Here is a 17,833-nt window from a genome sequence, read left to right as displayed (position 1 = left end):
ATTTTCAACAACCGCGTAACTCGATCTGTTCAGATGATCGTGGTCGAGGTATGTGAAAGCGTCAACAGAGGCTTGTTCAACTATTCAAATTGGCAATTTGTGAGCCAAATCACGTGACCTAGGTCATCGAATCAATCAGTTGGAGACCCGTTCGTGGCGATACGGCGAAACGGACATAAAACGTTCCCGACAATGCACACCGAGAACTTTCTTGACATTGACGCAACGTCAACTTGCATGATGAATGAGCACAACCGATCCGAGAGTAGGAACTCCACGTGAGCGAATGGTCCATCCAAGAACTCGCCAAATCCGCCGGTACCACCAGCAGAACGCTGCGCCATTACGGCGATCTCGGACTCCTGGAACCAAGCCGCATCGGCGCCAACGGCTACCGCTTCTACGACGAAGACGCCCTGGTGCGACTGCAACGCATCCTGCTGCTTCGGGAACTCGGACTCGGATTGCCGGCCATCGCCGAAGTCCTCACCGGTGAACGCGACACGGCCGCCGCGCTGCGTACGCACCTCGAACTCCTCGAGCAAGAGCGCACGCGGATCTCGAGACAGATCGAATCGGTCAACAGGACGTTGAACAAGACGAAGAAAGGTGAATCACTCATGCCGGAAGATGTTTTCGACGGGTTCGACCACACCCGATACAAGGACGAGGTCATCGAGCGTTGGGGCAAGGACGCCTATACCAGCGGCGACAACTGGTGGCGGTCGATGTCCGAGCAGGACCGGAAAGCACATCTGCAAGCTCAAGCTGACATCGCAGCGGCATTCGGAAAAGCACTGACAGCGGGCCTACCCGCGGAAAGCGACGACGTCCAGACGATTACCCAGAGACAGTTCGAGTGGATAAAAATCGGTTGGCAGGGAAGGACTCCCAGCGCCGACGCCTTCACCGGACTCGGCCAGATGTACGTCGACGATCCCCGCTTCACTGCAAACTACGACAAGTACGGAGAAGGCACCGCTTCGCTGGTCCGTGACGCGATGAAGATCTACTCCGAGCGCAATTTGCACTGACGTCGATCAGTCCTGCCCACTGCCGAGGAGGTTGTGGCGGTGCGCTGCCGCGACGGCCTCTTCGCGGGAATGCGCACCGAGTTTGCGATACAGGGCTCGCAGGTGACTCTTCAATGTGTTGTTGGATACGAACAACTTTCGCGCTATCTCGCCGATCGGAATGCCGAGACCCAGTTCCACGAGAACGTCCATCTCCCGCTTCGTCAATTGGACTTGAACGATAGCCGCCGGATACATCTGCGGCACTTCGGATTCGAGAAAGCTTGCGACGGCACTGCTCGGGCCCTCGGCCCGCTCTTCCAGTTGCCTGATCAGATCACGCGGTATGGTCGCCAGCGCCGACAGGACACCTGAGGTTTCGAGCAGTCCGCGAGCCTCCTCCCACGGACTGGCGGCAGCGGGGATTCTCCCCAGTTCGCACAGCGCAGCGCATTCGATCAGCAGGGACTCGAGCCGAAACCTCGTGAGATACTGCTCGCTCCAGTCGATTTCGCGACACAATTCCAATGCCTGTGACGGAGCCCCCGTCAGGAGATGCGCACGAGCGACAGAAACCGTGACAACAGCAAACGTATGCGGCGCAGCGACTGATTCCTCCAGCGCCTTGGTACCCTCCCCGGACGCCAACAGAAGATCGATACGCGCCGCGGCGAGAAGTGCGTCACCGAGTGATCGTTCACACGGATTCACGTGCCCGTGCGTTGCCACTGCGCGCTGGAGCGAAATCAGCCCCGAGAACGGATCCGATTGCAGCAGTGCGAATCTGGTGTAAGTGTAGGCCGCGAACGCCCACAGGTCGCCCGGCGGTGTGATCTCGGCGAGCGCGTCCATCGCGGCAGCGCCGGCATTCAGGTCCACGCGATCGCACGCCACCAGTGCCCGCGCGATCGCTCCCCCCATATGCGAGGGCGGTCCCAACCATCCCGAAACGTCCGGGTGTGTGCTTTCGAGGTGAAGCCAGTCTGTCGCGTGCGCGACGTCCCCGATCAGCGCGGAGTTGAGCGCGGCATTGCCAGCGGCGTGCCGCAGGACGAACTCCGGACCGTGTTCCATCGCACCCTGATAGGCGAGTCGCAATTCCACCGCGGCATCACCGAGGTCACCGGTCAGTTGATGCGAAACACCCCAGATCAGGCGCAGGGCGGGCAGTTGAGACCCCAACGCGCCCAACGACTCGTCACCGAGTCCGTACACAACGTGAGCCAACTTGCGCGTGATCTCGGTAGAGCGTTGGTACTTACCGGATGTTCTCAGCACAACCGATTGGACCGTCCCGACGTTCAACAAGCTGTGCGCATGCGAACTACCACCTATCGCACGCAATTCCGCCGGTTCCGTCGGCAACGAATCGCCGTTGACCAACTGCGGCCGTAGGCGTGATTCGAGCAGGTCACGGCCCACCAGAATCGAAGAGTTCGAACTGAGTACGTCGCCGGGTATGGATTGCAACGCAGTCCGGACCAATCCGGTGTGATCGACCAGAAGATCGGCCCAGTGACGCTCGAGTATGTCGAGCACCCTGGTCCAATGGCGTCCGTCCAAGGCGTAGTGAACGGCACCGGCTATATCCGAAGTCCCGAGAGCGTGATCGACGAGAACCTGGAAGGGATCGTCGAATCCATCCCCTTGTTCGGTCCGTATCTGCATGAATGCCAGTCGAACTGACGGCGCAAAGTACCAGGATGCTTCTCCCTCGGGACCGTCCCGGAATATCAGACCGAAAGACTCGAGCAAGTCCAGTTTGCCCTCCACGTCAAGATCGTCGGACAAGACACGAGCGATCTCTGGTGTGACGGTGCGGGCGGCGGCGATCGTAGTCGCGAAGTCGAACAACTCGAGCGACTTGCCCGATCGAGGAGCGGTCCGACTGACGTACGCGTGGATCGCTTGGTCCACTCGCTGCTGAACGCGTTCGCGCCCACGACTCGGTTCACTCAGCCCCGCAACCGCACTCAGAGCAACCTTCATCAGCACAGGAACGCCGGCAACACGCTCGCAGATCGAATGGACGATGCCCGAGGGAAGGTGGATCCCTGCCTCCGCGAACAGAACTGTGGACTCGTCGAGCGTGTACCTGAGGTCGTTCGCGCACAGGTACTCGTCCACGCGGACGTCCTCGAGTAAGTCCGTCGCAGACCGATCCTGCAGCGTGACGATTACTTTCAATCCGGGAAGCCGCACGATCAGATCCACGATTCGGCGTCCCACCTCGTCACCCTCAACCAGGTCGATGCGGTTGAACACCAACACGAATGGAGTGGGCGACGAGTCGAGTAGTGATTCGATTGCCCCCACCGGATCCTCGCGCATTCGTGGCGGGGCCTCGAGTGATTCCAGAGAATCTTGAATCACTGCGAGCGCAGTGTTCCAGTACTCGAGGGGGGTCATCCGATTCGATGGCGCCGGCACCCAGACAACTGGTCTGATGGGCATGTGCCCGAGAGTCGTGAGCCACAACGCGGCGAGGTCCGTCTTCCCGAACCCACGCGGCGAATCGATGACCGTCAATCCCGCCGAGCGTTCCATCAACCCGAGCAGACGAGGACGAATCGCCGTGGCTCCACGCCCGGCGAGCCGTCTTTGCAGCGTGCCCCTTCCTCGAGGATTTCGCTTTGCTCGAGATAGCTGCGACCGATTCGAAGTGGATGTCATGATGGCCGACAAACGAGCAGTCGATCCCCGCCGAACTCGAGATTTCGTTCGAGCATCGAACTCCCAACCTGTCCACCCATAACGAACAACATAGACAGAATCACCGCGACACGCGAGCACTGGCCGTCTCACAAATACGCCCGATTTGTCTCATCATGTGGGCTCGGTCACTATTGACGTTTATTTGCGGGAGAGTGGCTGCGACCTGCGGGATCTGACATATCATGCCCGCGTGCCGATGAATTCCGCCCGCATTCGCGTGTCGACTCGATCGGTGGACCCTGCGGACGCCAACGACTTCTGGCGTGTCGTCACGCGTCCGTTCTTCGTCACCGAGCCGATAGGCGCCGACACGCCCCTCCAAGGCTCGATCTCCGCCCTGCCTATCGGGACCTCGCTGATCGGTGAAACGACCTTCAACGCGCAGAAGTACAACCGCAGCAAAGTTGTGATCGCCGAGAGCGGACTCGACGATCAGTACATGATCCAGGTCGTCCTCGGCGGACAGGTCAGTGGTGACGCCGACGGAGTGGATTTTGTCGCCCGCCCTGGGGACATCGCGTTCTTCGACCTCGGGCGAACCTGGACTGCTGACGTCGAAACCGAGGCGACCGGACGCACCATCACACTCCTGGCGCCGCGCTCCCTCGTCGAAGCGGAGTCGAAGGGTCGTTCTCTACACGGGACGGTACTGCGCGGAGTTCCTGCCGTCGTGCTCGCTCAGTGCATGCAATCGGTCGTACTCGCGCTACCGCATCTCGATCCCGATGCTGCGGCCGGCTACGAGGACGTCGTCGCTTCCCTCCTGCGTGTCAGTTTGGGTATCGCCGAACCTGATCTGTCGCCGCGGCCCGATCACTCGCTCCGCGATCGTGCGTACGCCTACATCGCCGAGCACCTCTCGGAGACCTGGCTCGGACCGACGAGCATGTGCGCAGCATTGTCGGTTTCCCGAGCACAGCTCTACCGCGCATTCGCATCCGACGGCGGAATCGCTCTTGTCATACGGCGCAAGCGTCTCGAACTCGTCTACCGCGAGTTGACCAGAGCCGAGATGCCGAACGAAACGATCGACGCGTTGGCCCTGCGATGTGGCTTCACCTCGAAATCCCAATTGGCGCGCGCGTTCAAAAACTTCTACGGGATGACTCCGAGCCAAGCTCGTACCGACGGCAGGCGCACGATCGGGGACCCGTCGATCGCACGGCTGCACAGTCGACTCGAGTTCTTCAGCCCCTGAATCCGAAATACTCCACAGCCTCGGGATCGCGCCTGTGTTCTAGTTGATCCATGAGCTGGGTCGACAAGGATTTCCGACATCCTTGATCGTACTGGCGGTCATCGCCGCAGTTGCGTACGTGTTCTCCTACCTGCTCGCCCCCGCCCAGGCCTCCCAGACCCCGTAAGAACCTCTGCTTCATCACGATTCGGCCTCCGAACCGCGGTGGAGATCAATAACTCCTTGCCAGGCAGCGAGCTCAGATCACTTCAGCTGGAAATGAACCGGAGAACAAACTGCTCGATGCCTTCCGAAATGACTTTGGTCAGCGCCGTGAAGTCGTTCGACCAACGTTGAATATCCAAGCTGCTCATTACTTTCCTCCGGTCTACGACCCGGCGCCTGTGACCGCACAACGTATGCGAGGCATCGGTCGCGCATTAGAACTATCTGCGAAAATGCGGTTTCCGTTACCGCTGGACCGACCGAACAGCGACGCAGGTTCACTCGAACCTGATATTGCAGATTCGTCGAACGGTTGCAACAACGTCGAGCAGAGTTCGAGCGAAAAGCACTATCCACCAAAAGTATTAGCTTGAAAGAACTACGATTCACTCGATCCCTGGACGCACGACACTCAACGCGCCGACTTGCGATAAGGGCGAGTTGGCAGGCAACAACCGGGACAAAGCCATCCGACGATCATGCACGAAATACGGCCACGCCACTCCAGGAATTATTCGAAGTCTCCCAAGGGATCGGCTCTGCTCACTCACTTCGCTGATTTCGCCTGGCGACGATGGCGAAGTTCAAAGGGATCCGCGGAGAGTCGCTCGGCAGAGTCCATCCGTTGGCGCATGGAACGAGTTCGGGGAAGGCCGGCCAGTCCATGTAGGGAAGTTCCGAAACTGATTCGATATGAAGACCCACATCCAGCAAGGAACCAATGACCTCGCCTAAGTCGTGGCGCCATTCGTGGTTGGCGGTGTGCGCTATCTGTCCGTCGGAGTTCCCGGTATAGGTCGCCGAGTCTTCGTACGATCGCATGCCGCCTCCGGAGAGGTAGTCGTCGGTGATCATCCACGGCTCGAATGCCATTGCGCCGAGGATCGGATGATCGTCCCGGATCTGAAACACCCCACCCGGCTCGAGGAGGTCGTGGATCGACTGGGCCCAGGTGGCGAGTTCCGGCAACCAGACGATTGTCCCGGCGCTGGTGACGATCGTGTCGAAACGTCGGTCGATCAGCGTCGAGGCGAATCGCGCATCACCTTCCACCCAGGTGATCTCGCGGTCGTCGGCCTTCGCGATACGCGCTGCGTGGCGCAGAGAGTTGGGCGAAAGATCGAGCCCGTGCACCTCCACCGCACCAAGGCGCGCCCAGGAAATGGTGTCGATACCAATGTGACACTGCAAGTGCAGGAGCGAGCGATCCCGCACTCCCGACGCCGGCAGGTGCGGAGACAGACTCGACAGATCGTTCTGCACGACTCTGGAAATGGCCGCTCTGTCGGCGAGAAACCCTCCGACGTCATACATTTCGGAGCGCACATGCACCTCGGCGCGATCGTCCCAATTCGACCGGTTGCCGGCGATGGCTTCTGCCTCGTGCTTCGCTTGGCCCTCGTGCACCATTGACCCTCCGCCATCGAATTGAAGTGTCTTTTTAACACGTCTGTGGTCGTGTTCGCGTTCCAGTTTTCGAAGGGCTGTGGTTTTCGAATCAGACGGTCACTTCTTCGGCAGGTTTCCCCTCGTGGCTCGCCGCGCCGAAGACGGCCACGGCGACGGCGCCCGCGATCGCTCCGACGAATCCGACGATGGCAAGCCATTCCAGGCCAGGTCTCGACGCGTCGCCGAGCACCACGACGCCGACGATTCCCGGAACGACCGTCTCGCCGACAACCAGTGCCGCTGTCGCTCCGTTGACGGATCCCAGTTGCAACGCCACCGTGTGCAGATAGAAACCGCCCAGGCCCGAGACGAGGATTGCCCAGCCGGCCGGATCGCGGAGCATCGTGCCGATTTCGAACGGATCGATCCCGTAGACCACGCGTACGGCAATGGCCAGACAGCCGAACAACACACCGGAGATCAACCCGGCGACAACTGCTGCGCGTGAGCCCAACCATCGGATCAAACCGATACCGATCGACAAGATCAACGCCGAGCCCACCAGGACACCCCAGTGGACGACGTCGTTGGAACTCCCGCCGCCCGCGTGACCGGAAGACAAACCGAGCAGCAGGAGCGATCCGATCACCGCGGCGATCGCGAACCAGTCGCGACGATGCAACTGGATGCCCAGGACCACGGTCCCCAGCACTGCCGTGATGACGAGATTGGCACTGACCACTGTCTGCGACAAGAACAGTGGAATAAGCCGCGCGGAGATGGCACTACCGGCGAATCCGACCGCATCGAGCACGGTGCCCAGGATGAACGACGCCGTCAGCGCGGCGGCGAACGTCGAACGCAAGGTCGGGCCACCCGTCGCCGTCACGTGTCCGGCCTCGCCTCGCTGCTCGGCGGCAGCTGCCGACTTGCGCGCGCCGTACGCCTGCAACACCGACGCCACGCCGTATCCGACGCACGCCACGATCGCGGCAATCAGTCCGATCAGCATCGAAATTCCACACGAAGTTCATGGGCAATGGTCATAGAGATAGACCCTGCCCTATTTTCCCAGGCCTGACATCACCCTCAGGTATTCGAACAAGTGCTACCCGAGAAGTACACCGACCGCCCCTGACCGGTACCTGGGGACACCCCGACCCCTAGTGGAATTGCTTGAGAGCCCTGATCTTGTTCATGACGTCGAGCGCCGCCACCTTGTACGCCTCGGACAGTGTCGGATAGTTGAAGACGGCGTCGACAAGGTATTCGACGGTCCCGCCGCACCCCATCACCGCTTGGCCGATATGCACGAGATCTGTTGCACCCGAGCCGAAGATATGAACGCCGAGCAGTTTCAGGTCATCCGTCGACACCAGGATCTTGAGCATCCCGTAGGTGTCGCCGGCGATCTGCCCGCGCGCGAGTTCACGGTATCGGGAAACCCCGACCTCGTACGGCACCGATTCCTTGGTCAGATCGACCTCGGTGGCGCCTACGTACGACACCTCGGGAATCGAGTAGATGCCGATCGGCTGCAGATCCATCAGCTTCGCGCCTGGTTCGTCGAAGGCGTGGTAGGCCGCGAGTCGACCTTGATCCATCGACGTCGCCGCCAACGCCGGGAAGCCGATGACGTCACCGACGGCGTAGATGTGTTCGACCTTGGTGCGGAAATTGTCGTCGACGTAGATGCGGCCACGTTCGTCGGCTTCGAGCCCGGCGTTCTCCAGCGCGAGTGGCGCTGTGAGGCCTTGCCGTCCCGCCGAGTACATCACGGTCTCGGCGGGAATCTGCTTGCCGCTGCGCAGCGTCGTAAGTGTTCCGTTCGCTCCGACGTCGACGGCCGTCACTTCTTCACCGAATCGGAAAGTGACCGCCAGATCGCGTAAATGGAACCGAAGCGATTCGATGACCTCGGGGTCACAGAAGTCCAGCATCGACGTTCTCTTCTCGACGACGGTGACCTTGGTGCCGAGTGCCGCGAACATCGACGCGTACTCGATACCGATCACTCCCGCGCCCACCACGACCATGGTGGTCGGGATGGAGGTCAGATCGAGGATTCCGTCGGAGTCGAGCACCCGGTGACTGTCGAAGGACACCCCCGCCGGGCGGGCAGGCAACGTTCCGGTCGCGATCACAACGAATTTTGCCGTGATCGTCATCTTGTCTCCGCGCGAGGCGTCCTCGACGAGGATGGTGTGCTCGTCGACGAACGAGCCGACCCCTACCAGCAATTCGACGCGGTTACGCAGGAGCTGAGATCGCACGACTTCGATTTCTTTGGTGATGACATGCTGGGTTCGCGCCAGCAGGTCGGCCGGAGTGATGTTCTCCTTGACGCGGTAACTTGCGCCGTACAGTTCGCGTTGGTTCATCCCGGTGAGGTAGAGAACCGCCTCGCGCAACGTCTTCGACGGAATGGTGCCGGTGTTGACGCACACTCCCCCGAGCATGTTGCCCTTCTCGACCATCGCTACCCGTTTACCCAGCTTGGCCGCCGCGATGGCAGCCTTCTGACCACCCGGGCCGGAGCCGATCACAACCAGGTCGTATTCCATCGGATCAGTCATCGCTTACAAATACCGTCTGCATACGACCGGCAGATGCCGAGCATGTCAATACTCGGTGAACAATCCGCGCGCCGAACGGGCACGACGGCTGTACACGAACCCTGTTGCAATTAAAAGAGATACAGTCAAACCCTTACGAAAATTGCTACACACAAACATATTCCGACATTCGCATGCGCACATTCTTCGCCGTCCGACGGAGTTCACAACGGTCTGTTGAAATTTGTTTCACCCCAGAGTGATTGATCGATCAACTGACAGGTGACCAGGGCAGTAAACCGGATGTCCAGTATTCGAATTGTCCGAAATAACGAGCAGAATGTTCCTCGTCACATCCCGGACCGAAGCAGTTGCGCGGAGCCTCAGGTCGCGTTCTACTTGCCTTGACTAATCATCTGTCACTCTCGGTTACAAACATCCGCCCCGTTCACGATCCCCACCTTTCGCCATCTCGAGAGATCAGGTTTCCCAATGGAATTCACGGAACTTGCCGACTATCCCCTACCTCCTGGGACCGTCACCGAGTGGACTCCTGCCGCAGTGAATCCGCCCGAACTGTGGCCTGTCGACCAGCGTCCCGCCAGCTACATACACGAGGCACACTTGAAACATGCCGAGCAGGCGAAACGGCAGGCGCACCATCACAACGACGGATGCACTCCGTCGTGGCTGGGTACCTCGTTTCGTATCCACGACCGACTCGACCGAAGGATCTGGGCGGCCACTCTCGATCACTGGATCGATCGCCACGAAGTGCTCCGAACACGAGTCGCCATGGAGGGCGAAGCGATAGTCCGACGCACCGCGGGTCCTGGAGACGTCCGAATTCTGGGTAACGAAGTCGGACATCTTGCGTCCTCGATGTCCGTCTTCACGCATCTGCAGCAACTGCTCGACCGGTCGACCGATCCACTTGTGTGGCCTGCGTACCAGTTCGCGACAATTGAAGGTCCCAACCATTTCACCGTGGTCTTTGCCGCTGATCATGCTCTGCTGGACGGATATTCGGTGGCGTTGACCGCGCACGAACTGCAGACGATCTACCGTTCGTCGAGCGAGGGAAGCCCTCCCTCGCCGTCGGAGACCGGAAGCTACATCGACTTCGGCACCAGGGAACGAGATCTCGTGGGACACGCGGACTGCTCTCACCCTGCGGTGCAGACGTGGCGCGAGTTCTACGCGCAGGGCGAGGCTCCGCTCTTTCCAGCGCTGCCCGAACCGGTCGCCGGACGCCGAGCCCCTCAGCAGAGCCTGTCCGCCTGGCTTCTGAGCGCCCGGGGAGCCGAACGCCTGGCAGAAGCGAGCAAGCGCAGCAACCAAGGATTCCTGGCCGCGATACTCGCGTGCGCGGCCAAGGTGACCGGTGATCTCACCGGTGCAGACGAATTCCGCGTCGTGGTGCCGCAACACACCCGTTCGGAGCTTCGATGGGCCGCATCGCTGGGATGGTTCATCGGTGTTGTGCCGGTGAGGATCCCGATTGCCCCCGCAGCAACCGTGAGCGATCTGGCCAAGGTTGCCGGCACGGAGATGCGACGCGTCCGTCCCGCAGCGGCCCTGCCGTATTCGAAAGTGTGCGAGCTGATCGACTCCCCGCAGCACCTGCCGTTCGTGCTCTCGTACATGGACGTTCGTCACGTTCCTGGTGCCGAGCAATGGACGAGCTGGCAGACCAGAGGCCTTCGTAGTCGCGATCATTCGGGAACCGACGTCTACATCTGGCTCACACGGACTCCCGAAGGGCTCAATCTGGCCATACGCCACCCAGGCAACGCGCGCACAAGCCGCCACATCCATCAGTTCGCGGGACTCCTACGCCGCGAAATGGAGGACTTTGCCTTCTCGACCGACACATGCTCACCTCCGACCAACACCGCTGTACCGATCAATACCGCTGCACCGATCGAGGAGAACTCTCATGGAAATGACACCCATCGATCTCTGGGCACCGAAAGCCGGGACGCTCACCGAGTTCAGGCCTACTGAGCAGTCCCTGACGGCAGCATCTCGAGCACCACTGAGCGACCAACCTCTCTCGTTCCTCCAAGAGGGACACATTCGTACCGCCGATCACAAGCGCGCACAAGGCGTCGACTGGTCACCGTGGATCGGATTCACGTTCACTCTGCCCGGTGATCTCGATCGGGAGGCACTGCGTCGGGCGGTCCAGGCGTTTGTCTTGCGGCACAACACACTTCACAGTTGGTTCGAGGTGAGACCATCCGAAGATCCTGGCGGCAGCGGGGTCATCGACCGTCATGTGGTGGATGAATCGACGATCGAACTCGCGCCGCACAGCGTCGGTTCCCTGAACACGACCGATGCGGTTCGCGAGCATGTCAGCCGAAGTTTCGCAGGCGATACCAGCCCACTGCAATGGCCTTCGTTCACCAGTGGCGCCGTCGAGCACGGCACCGGCGCCGGTTTCACCATCTACTACGGCGTCGATCACTCGCACACCGACGGCCTGTCGCTGATGCTGGGCGTCGAAGAACTTCGTGCGCTGTACATCGCCGAAAGCGCCGGCATCGACGCTCAACTTCCCTCTCCCGGTAGCTACGTCGAGTACAGCGGCGAAGAACGGGCAGCGGCGAAGAACCTCGACCTAGCCGCAGAACCTGTGCAGCAATGGATTTCGATTCTCGCCGCCAACGCCGGACAACTTCCGACGTTCCCCCTCGACCTCGGCGTCGCGCAGGGCGAACAGACCCGGTCGACCCGCACACATATCGACGTTCTCGACAGCGACGAGTCAGCCGCGTTCGCAGCGCTGTGCAAGTCCAATGGCGTCGGATTCTCCACGGGGATCTTCGCAGCCCTCGCCCTCACCGAGATCGAAGTTGCTGACAGAGCGAACTACTTCGCGCTCAACGCAGTCGGTACTCGTTCCGATCCGAGATACCTGTTTTCTCAAGGCTGGTTCATCAATCTCGTCCCGGTCTCGTTCACGCTGAGTGGTGTCACCACCTTCACCGATGCACTCCCCCTTGCTCACGCTGCTCGCGCAGCCGTGAAGGGACTCGCGGACGTGTCCATTCACTCGGTGATCGCCCAGGTGTCGAAGTTGACCGGATCCGACATCGGCGGAACCTCGGTCCCGCCGATGGTGTCGTACATCGACATGCGCCTGATTCCAGGTGCCGAGCACCACGACGAACTCGAAGCGCGCGCACTCGGTGGGCCAGGAACGACGGGTGATCTGTCGATGTGGATCAACCGGAAGGAAGACCGTACGTACGTGATGGTCAGTTTCCCCGATACCGAGCAAGCGCACATATCGGTGGATCGGTACCTTCGACACCTCCGCAACGTCCTGAGAACGGTCGCCGATACCGGCGACTACCGTGTCGTTCGTCAGGCGGATGCACGTCAGGAAGTGGAGACCGCCTGATGCACATCACCTTTCTCGACAGGTTCGAGGCACGGCCGGGCCGCATCCTGCAGTGGACGCCGAGCGAAATCTCCACCGGATCGACGTATCCGGTTCCTCCGACCTCGAATCAGCAGCTGCATCTTGCCGGGAGCCGCGGCGATACGACTTGGCTCGCTGCCACTTTCGACGTTCCCGGCCCGATCGACACGGACGCACTCCGGGCCAGCTTCGAGGAATGGACGTCCCGTCACGACGCCCTGTCGTGCTCGTTCTCCCAGGCCGAAGAAGCGGATGAATCCTCGGCGCTGTTCGTCGACGTCACCGATGTCGCCGGTCTGCGCCTCCGTGAGGAAACAGTGGCGGACGCGCGAACGCCGGAACAGGTGCGAGAACTCTTGGGCGAGCGCTTGGATCGATGGTGCAATCCTTTTGCGTTTCCCGCCTACTTTCTCGGGGCCATCACCCGCGAGGACCAGTCGACAGTGATCTGCGGATTCGACCATGCCATCTGCGACGGCTGGTCCATGAGCATCGCAATTACCGAGATCAGCACTCTGTACCGTGAATACACGCGGGCGGACCGTAATCCGATCGCGTCGGATCTCTTGCCCGAGCCCGGGAGTTTCCTCAACTACTGCTTCCGTGAATCGGCAACCGCGGATCCAGAGCCCGGCGACCACCGCATTGCGGGGTGGCGGTCTTTCCTTCGATCATGTGGGGGTGACACTCCCCATTTTCCCGTAGATCTGGGACTGCCCGCCGGGACCATGTCGCCCCAGGGCACAGACACCCGAATGCTCCTCGACGCCGACGAAGCAGAGCTGTTCGACCAGAACTGCGCCGATCATCGACACTCGTCGTTCGGTGCGATTCTTGCGTCGATCGGTTTGGTCACAACACAATTGACCAAAAAGCGAGACACACGCCTTCTATTCCCTGTTCACACGCGTCGGGAACCGCGGCACAACCACACCTTCGGCTGGCTGGTGGCCAATGCACCCATGACCGTGACGAGCATGGATGATCTTCACAGCACTGCTCGGGCAGTCAATCTCGCTTTCCACGAGGCACTTTCACTGTCGTCCGTGTCGTCGAGACAAGTGTTGAGGAGCTTGGGACCCGAGGTTTCGCCCACTCGCCGAGACATCTTCTCGGTGTCCTACGCCGACTACCGGACCATGCCCGGTGGATCTCGCCCCCGCGAATCACGGCCCGGCGACTCACAACCTGCGCCGATCAATCCGCAGCAACTCAGTCGCGTGTCGAGCGCCGACGACGTTCAGTTCTGGTTTTCGCGCACCCACGACGGGCTGGCAGTGCGCACCCGATTTCCGGCACCCGCGGCCCAGGCAGTGCTCACCTTCCTCGAGTGCGTATCCGAGATTCTGTCGACGCCGTAACCAGACGGCTGTGCATCCGCAGATCTATTTGACACTTCTTTGTTGTGCACAACTTAACTGTGCGCTACAGTTGTTCTCGTGACCAACCCACTCGCTCTCGAACGCCAGGTCTGCTTCGCCCTCTATTCGGCGTCGCGGGCCACTACGGCCGCGTACCGGGCAATGCTCGACGACCTGGGAATCACGTATCCCCAGTACCTCGTCCTGTTGACACTCTGGGAACGAGACGGCCGGGGCGTGCGTGAGATCTGTGAGGCACTCGATCTCGATACCGGAACTCTGTCGCCGCTGCTCAAGAGGCTGGAGGGTCTGGGATTCATCGAGCGCCGACGCCTCACCACGGACGAGCGTCGCGTCGAGATTCACCTGACCGAGGCGGGTTCCACCTTGCGCAGCAAGGCCGAGGACATCCCGGCCAAGCTCGCAGGCGCCACTGGTCTGAGTAACGACGAACTCACAGAACTTCGAGACGTTCTCACTCGTCTCGGTGAGTCACTTCAAGCATCCAATGCCCACTCCGACGGAAAGAAGAAGTCATGAACATCGTCTACACCGCAGAAGCACTTGCCACCGGCGAAGGCCGCAACGGTCACGCTCGCACTTCGGACGGACGCCTCGATCTCGGCCTCGCCATTCCCAAGGAAATGGGTGGCAGTGGCGAAGGCACCAACCCCGAGCAGCTCTTTGCCGCCGGATACGCAGCATGCTTCCACTCCGCTCTGCAGATGGTCGCCCGCGCCGAGAAGGCCAACGTGGCTGATTCCGCAGTCGGCGCGCGGGTCGGCATCGGCCCAAACGGTGCAGGAGGCTTCGGACTCGCTGTGACGCTGGAGGTTTCACTCCCCCATCTGCCCCATGATCAGGCCGTCGAGTTGACGGAGAAGGCGCACCAGGTGTGCCCGTACTCCAATGCAACTCGCGGCAACATCGAGGTCACCCTCGAAGTAAGTAAGGACGACGAATGAGCACCACCACTGTCAGCCGGGAAATCCGTCTCGCTTCACGCCCGAGCGGTTGGCCCACCTCGGAGAACTTCGCCACCGCCGAAGTAGAACTCCCCGAACTCGAAGACGGCCAGATCCTGGTCCGCAACATCGCCATCTCCGTCGACCCGTACATGCGCGGCCGAATGAACGACGTGAAGTCCTACCTTCCGCCGTTCCAGGTCGGTGCGCCGCTCGACGGTGGTGCTGTCGGCGAGGTCGTCGAATCCAAGTCGGCTGATCGCGCTGTGGGCGACGTTGTCGTCCACGGCCTCGGATGGCGTGAATACGCCATCCTCGACGGATCCGCAGTGACTCCGGCCGACACGTCCATCGCGCCGGCGACGGCCTACCTGGGTGCCCTCGGCATGACTGGCCTCACCGCGTATGCCGGCCTCACCGCGGTTGCGGAGTTCAAGGAAGGCGATACCGTATTCGTCTCCGGCGCAGCCGGTGCCGTCGGATCGCTCGTCGGTCAGATCGCCAAGTTGCTCGGAGCGAAGCGAGTAATCGGCAGCGCCGGTTCACCGGCGAAGGTTGCCCGACTTCTCGAACTCGGATTCGATGCGGCATTCGACTACCACGACGGCCCGATCACCGAACTGCTCGCCGCTGCCGCCCCTGAGGGCATCGACGTGTACTTCGACAACGTCGGTGGCGAGCATCTCGAAGCCGCCATCGATGCCATGAACCAGGGTGGCCGGATTGCCCTGTGCGGAGCCATCGCTCAGTACAACACCACCGAGAAGCCCACCGCTCCCCACAACCTGGCACTGGTGATCGGCAAGCAGCTCACACTGCGCGGTTTCCTCGTGGGCGGCTACCGTCACCTCGGTGGCGAATTCCGCACCCACATGGCAGGGTGGCTCGCCGACAACAAGATTCAGTGGGACGAGACCATCGTCGAAGGCCTGGAGAATGCACCGCAAGCGTTCATCGACCTGATGCGCGGCGCGAACACCGGCAAGATGGTTGTCACGCTGTAACCCGAACAACATCTGGCTCGAACGGATATGAAGGTGGCCGAGACTTTCTCGAGTTTTGCGCCCACCTTCATATCTGAATCAGATCCCGAACGAGACTCCGGTCAACTTCTCCGACAGCGTCCACAAACCCGAGGCTGTCTTCGAATCGTGTGACTTCTTGTTCGACCCCACGACCTTCGGATAACCTCGCTGCTCGAACGGACCGTCCGGTCCGATGTAACTGCCGCCGAAGGCATCCGGTGCGGTTGCCGCCCACAGTTCGGGAAGGGCACCCATCTCCGCAGACTGCGCGAAGATCGAATTGCCGATTCCCATCAGCTTGTCCTGGATCGACTCGGTGTGCCCCTGCAGGTTCGTCGACGCGTATCCCGGATGCGAAGCAAGCGCTTTGAGCGAAGATCCCGAGGCCGCAAGCCTGCGTTGAAGTTCGTACGTGAACAACAAATTGGCAAGCTTGGACTGCCCGTAGGCCAACCAGCGGTTGTACTTCCGACGCTCGAAATTGAGATCGTCCAGATCGACAGTTCCGAGCTGATGCAGGGCACTGGACATCGTCACGACACGGTCGGTGAGCTTGTCCTTCAGCAATCCGGTCAACGCGAAGTGCCCGAGATGGTTTGTGCCGATCTGCATTTCGAATCCATCGACAGTCCGGCGGAACGGAACCGCCATCACGCCGGCATTGTTCACCAGGACGTCGACCTTCTCCGTTGCGTCGGCAAAGGCTCGTACCGACGACAGATCCGAGAGGTCCAATTTGCGGACAACCGCGTTGGGTCCGATCTCGGCGGCCACGGCATCGGCCTTCGTGGTGTCACGACAGGCGAGGACGACGTCGGCCCCGGCTTTGCCAAGCGCCCGTGCGACTACCTCACCCAGTCCGCTGTTCGCCCCCGTGACGACAAATGTGCGGCCGGTCTGATCGACTACGTCTTCTGCGGTCCATTTGGTCATGCATTCCAGCGTACGTGCCTTACCCGCCGGTAGGGAGGGGTCGCTTTTCTGTCATCGCTTGCGTTTGGCGCGGATCGGCTTTGCACCCGGCAGCGGCGGTGCTGCAGCCACCCTGGGCGACGGGGGCGCAGTCACTCCGGGTGTCGGCGACGATTCAGCTTCCTTCTGCTCCGCCGCGATCCGGCCGTAGACCAAATGCTGTTGTCCCAGCGTCCAGCAGTTGTTACTCACGAAATACAGCAGGATCGCCACGGGCGCGAAAGCACCGAAAGCGATCACACCCACCGGAAACACCCACAATGCGAGCTTGTTCATGATCGCTGTTTGAGGGTTGACGGTTCCGGTGTCCACTTGGCGCGCGATGGACGCCCGCGACGTGAAATGTGTAGCGACGGCGGCGAAGATCATCAGCGGTACGGCAACCAGAATGATGGAGATACGGCTGACGTCGCCGAACGCTTCCAGTTGCGCTGCCGGACTCGAAATCATGGCAGACAACGGCGCGCCGAACAGTTTGGCGTCGAGAAACGACTGCACGTCCGAGGCACTGAAGAAGTAGTTGGCCGTATTCGCGTTGTCCGCCACCGACATCGGTTCGGTCGGGCTCAGAAACGGGACGTGCGATGCCGCTCCAGTCCGATTGAACGATCGCAGGACGTGATAAAGGCCGATGAACACCGGTGCCTGAACGAGCATCGGCAGACAGCCGAGCAACGGACTGTAGTTGTGTTCCTTCTGCAGCTTGGCCATCTCGACAGTGAGTTTCTGCCGGTCACCCGAATACTTCTTCTGCAACGCCTTGATCTGAGGTTGCAGCTTCTGCATCACCAGTTGGGTGCGGACCTGCTTGACGAAGGGTTTGAACAGCAAAGCCTTGAGCGTGAAGACCAGAAATACGACCGACAACGCCCATACGACGCCGTTGTCGGGTGATCCGGAGATCAGTGAAAAGACCTTGTGCCAGAACCAGAGGATTCCGGACACGGGGTAGTAGACAAAATCGAGCATGACGAATGAACCTCACCGAGAGGCACGCTCACAG

Annotated in this window: 14 protein-coding genes; 8 read left to right on the top strand and 6 right to left on the bottom strand. The window is 60.7% G+C overall.

Annotated elements, in window-relative coordinates; all coding sequences use genetic code 11:
• The first annotated feature begins 278 nt into the window (after positions 1-278).
• Complete coding sequence (locus AC3WQS_RS03220; RefSeq protein ID WP_019745027.1) at positions 279-1,034, top strand: MerR family transcriptional regulator; 756 nt, start codon at positions 279-281, stop codon at positions 1,032-1,034.
• 6 nt (positions 1,035-1,040) lie between these two features.
• Here AC3WQS_RS03220 and AC3WQS_RS03215 read toward each other — a convergent pair whose 3' ends face one another.
• Positions 1,041-3,560 (bottom strand): helix-turn-helix transcriptional regulator, encoded by a 2,520-nt coding sequence (locus AC3WQS_RS03215; RefSeq protein WP_487759789.1) that lies wholly within the window; start codon positions 3,558-3,560, stop codon positions 1,041-1,043.
• Positions 3,561-3,924: 364 nt separating this feature from the next.
• Here AC3WQS_RS03215 and AC3WQS_RS03210 point away from each other — a divergent pair, with 364 nt between their 5' ends.
• Positions 3,925-4,926 (top strand): helix-turn-helix domain-containing protein, encoded by a 1,002-nt coding sequence (locus AC3WQS_RS03210; RefSeq protein ID WP_238076651.1) that lies wholly within the window; start codon positions 3,925-3,927, stop codon positions 4,924-4,926.
• A 747-nt stretch (positions 4,927-5,673) separates the two neighbouring features.
• Here the strand turns inward: AC3WQS_RS03210 and AC3WQS_RS03205 are convergent.
• The 3 genes from AC3WQS_RS03205 to sthA all read right to left on the bottom strand — a co-directional run bounded on the left by AC3WQS_RS03205 (position 5,674) and on the right by sthA (position 9,095).
• Entirely contained in the window at positions 5,674-6,540 is an 867-nt protein-coding gene (locus AC3WQS_RS03205; RefSeq protein WP_492713100.1) for a class I SAM-dependent methyltransferase, read from the bottom strand.
• A gap of 88 nt (positions 6,541-6,628) precedes the next feature.
• Positions 6,629-7,531 carry a hypothetical protein gene (locus AC3WQS_RS03200; RefSeq protein ID WP_019745033.1) on the bottom strand — a complete coding sequence of 301 codons (903 nt, stop codon included), beginning with the start codon at positions 7,529-7,531 and terminating at the stop codon, positions 6,629-6,631.
• Between the two features lie 151 nt (positions 7,532-7,682).
• A complete protein-coding gene (gene sthA, locus AC3WQS_RS03195) occupies positions 7,683-9,095 on the bottom strand; it encodes a Si-specific NAD(P)(+) transhydrogenase (protein WP_007733953.1) in 1,413 nt (470 codons plus the stop codon).
• 471 nt (positions 9,096-9,566) lie between these two features.
• Between sthA and AC3WQS_RS03190 the strand changes: the two genes are divergently transcribed.
• The 6 genes from AC3WQS_RS03190 (at position 9,567) to AC3WQS_RS03165 (ending at position 15,837) form a co-directional block, all read left to right on the top strand.
• A complete protein-coding gene (locus AC3WQS_RS03190) occupies positions 9,567-11,081 on the top strand; it encodes a condensation domain-containing protein (RefSeq protein ID WP_492713099.1) in 1,515 nt (504 codons plus the stop codon).
• Positions 11,014-12,486, top strand: coding sequence for a condensation domain-containing protein (locus tag AC3WQS_RS03185; RefSeq protein WP_492713098.1), 1,473 nt, complete (start codon positions 11,014-11,016; stop codon positions 12,484-12,486). Before AC3WQS_RS03190 ends, AC3WQS_RS03185 begins: the two co-directional genes overlap by 68 nt.
• A complete protein-coding gene (locus AC3WQS_RS03180) occupies positions 12,486-13,868 on the top strand; it encodes a condensation domain-containing protein (RefSeq protein WP_492713097.1) in 1,383 nt (460 codons plus the stop codon). Before AC3WQS_RS03185 ends, AC3WQS_RS03180 begins: the two co-directional genes overlap by 1 nt.
• Before the next feature lie 78 nt (positions 13,869-13,946).
• Positions 13,947-14,408, top strand: a complete 462-nt coding sequence (locus tag AC3WQS_RS03175; RefSeq protein ID WP_003940568.1) for a MarR family winged helix-turn-helix transcriptional regulator — start codon at positions 13,947-13,949, stop codon at positions 14,406-14,408.
• Entirely contained in the window at positions 14,405-14,833 is a 429-nt protein-coding gene (locus tag AC3WQS_RS03170) for an organic hydroperoxide resistance protein (RefSeq protein ID WP_003939720.1), read from the top strand. The genes AC3WQS_RS03175 and AC3WQS_RS03170 overlap by 4 nt, the downstream gene beginning before the upstream one ends.
• Entirely contained in the window at positions 14,830-15,837 is a 1,008-nt protein-coding gene (locus tag AC3WQS_RS03165; protein ID WP_492713096.1) for an NADP-dependent oxidoreductase, read from the top strand. Before AC3WQS_RS03170 ends, AC3WQS_RS03165 begins: the two co-directional genes overlap by 4 nt.
• Before the next feature lie 78 nt (positions 15,838-15,915).
• Here AC3WQS_RS03165 and AC3WQS_RS03160 read toward each other — a convergent pair whose 3' ends face one another.
• A complete protein-coding gene (locus AC3WQS_RS03160; RefSeq protein ID WP_020970568.1) occupies positions 15,916-16,791 on the bottom strand; it encodes an oxidoreductase in 876 nt (291 codons plus the stop codon).
• A gap of 51 nt (positions 16,792-16,842) precedes the next feature.
• Positions 16,843-17,799: a membrane protein insertase YidC gene (gene yidC, locus AC3WQS_RS03155; protein ID WP_020908879.1), complete on the bottom strand. Its 957-nt coding sequence runs from the start codon at positions 17,797-17,799 to the stop codon at positions 16,843-16,845.
• Between the last annotated feature and the right edge of the window lie 34 nt (positions 17,800-17,833).

This window comes from Rhodococcus sp. FW305-130, from assembly GCF_058788335.1.
This window is presented reverse-complemented; position numbering and strand designations above follow the sequence as displayed.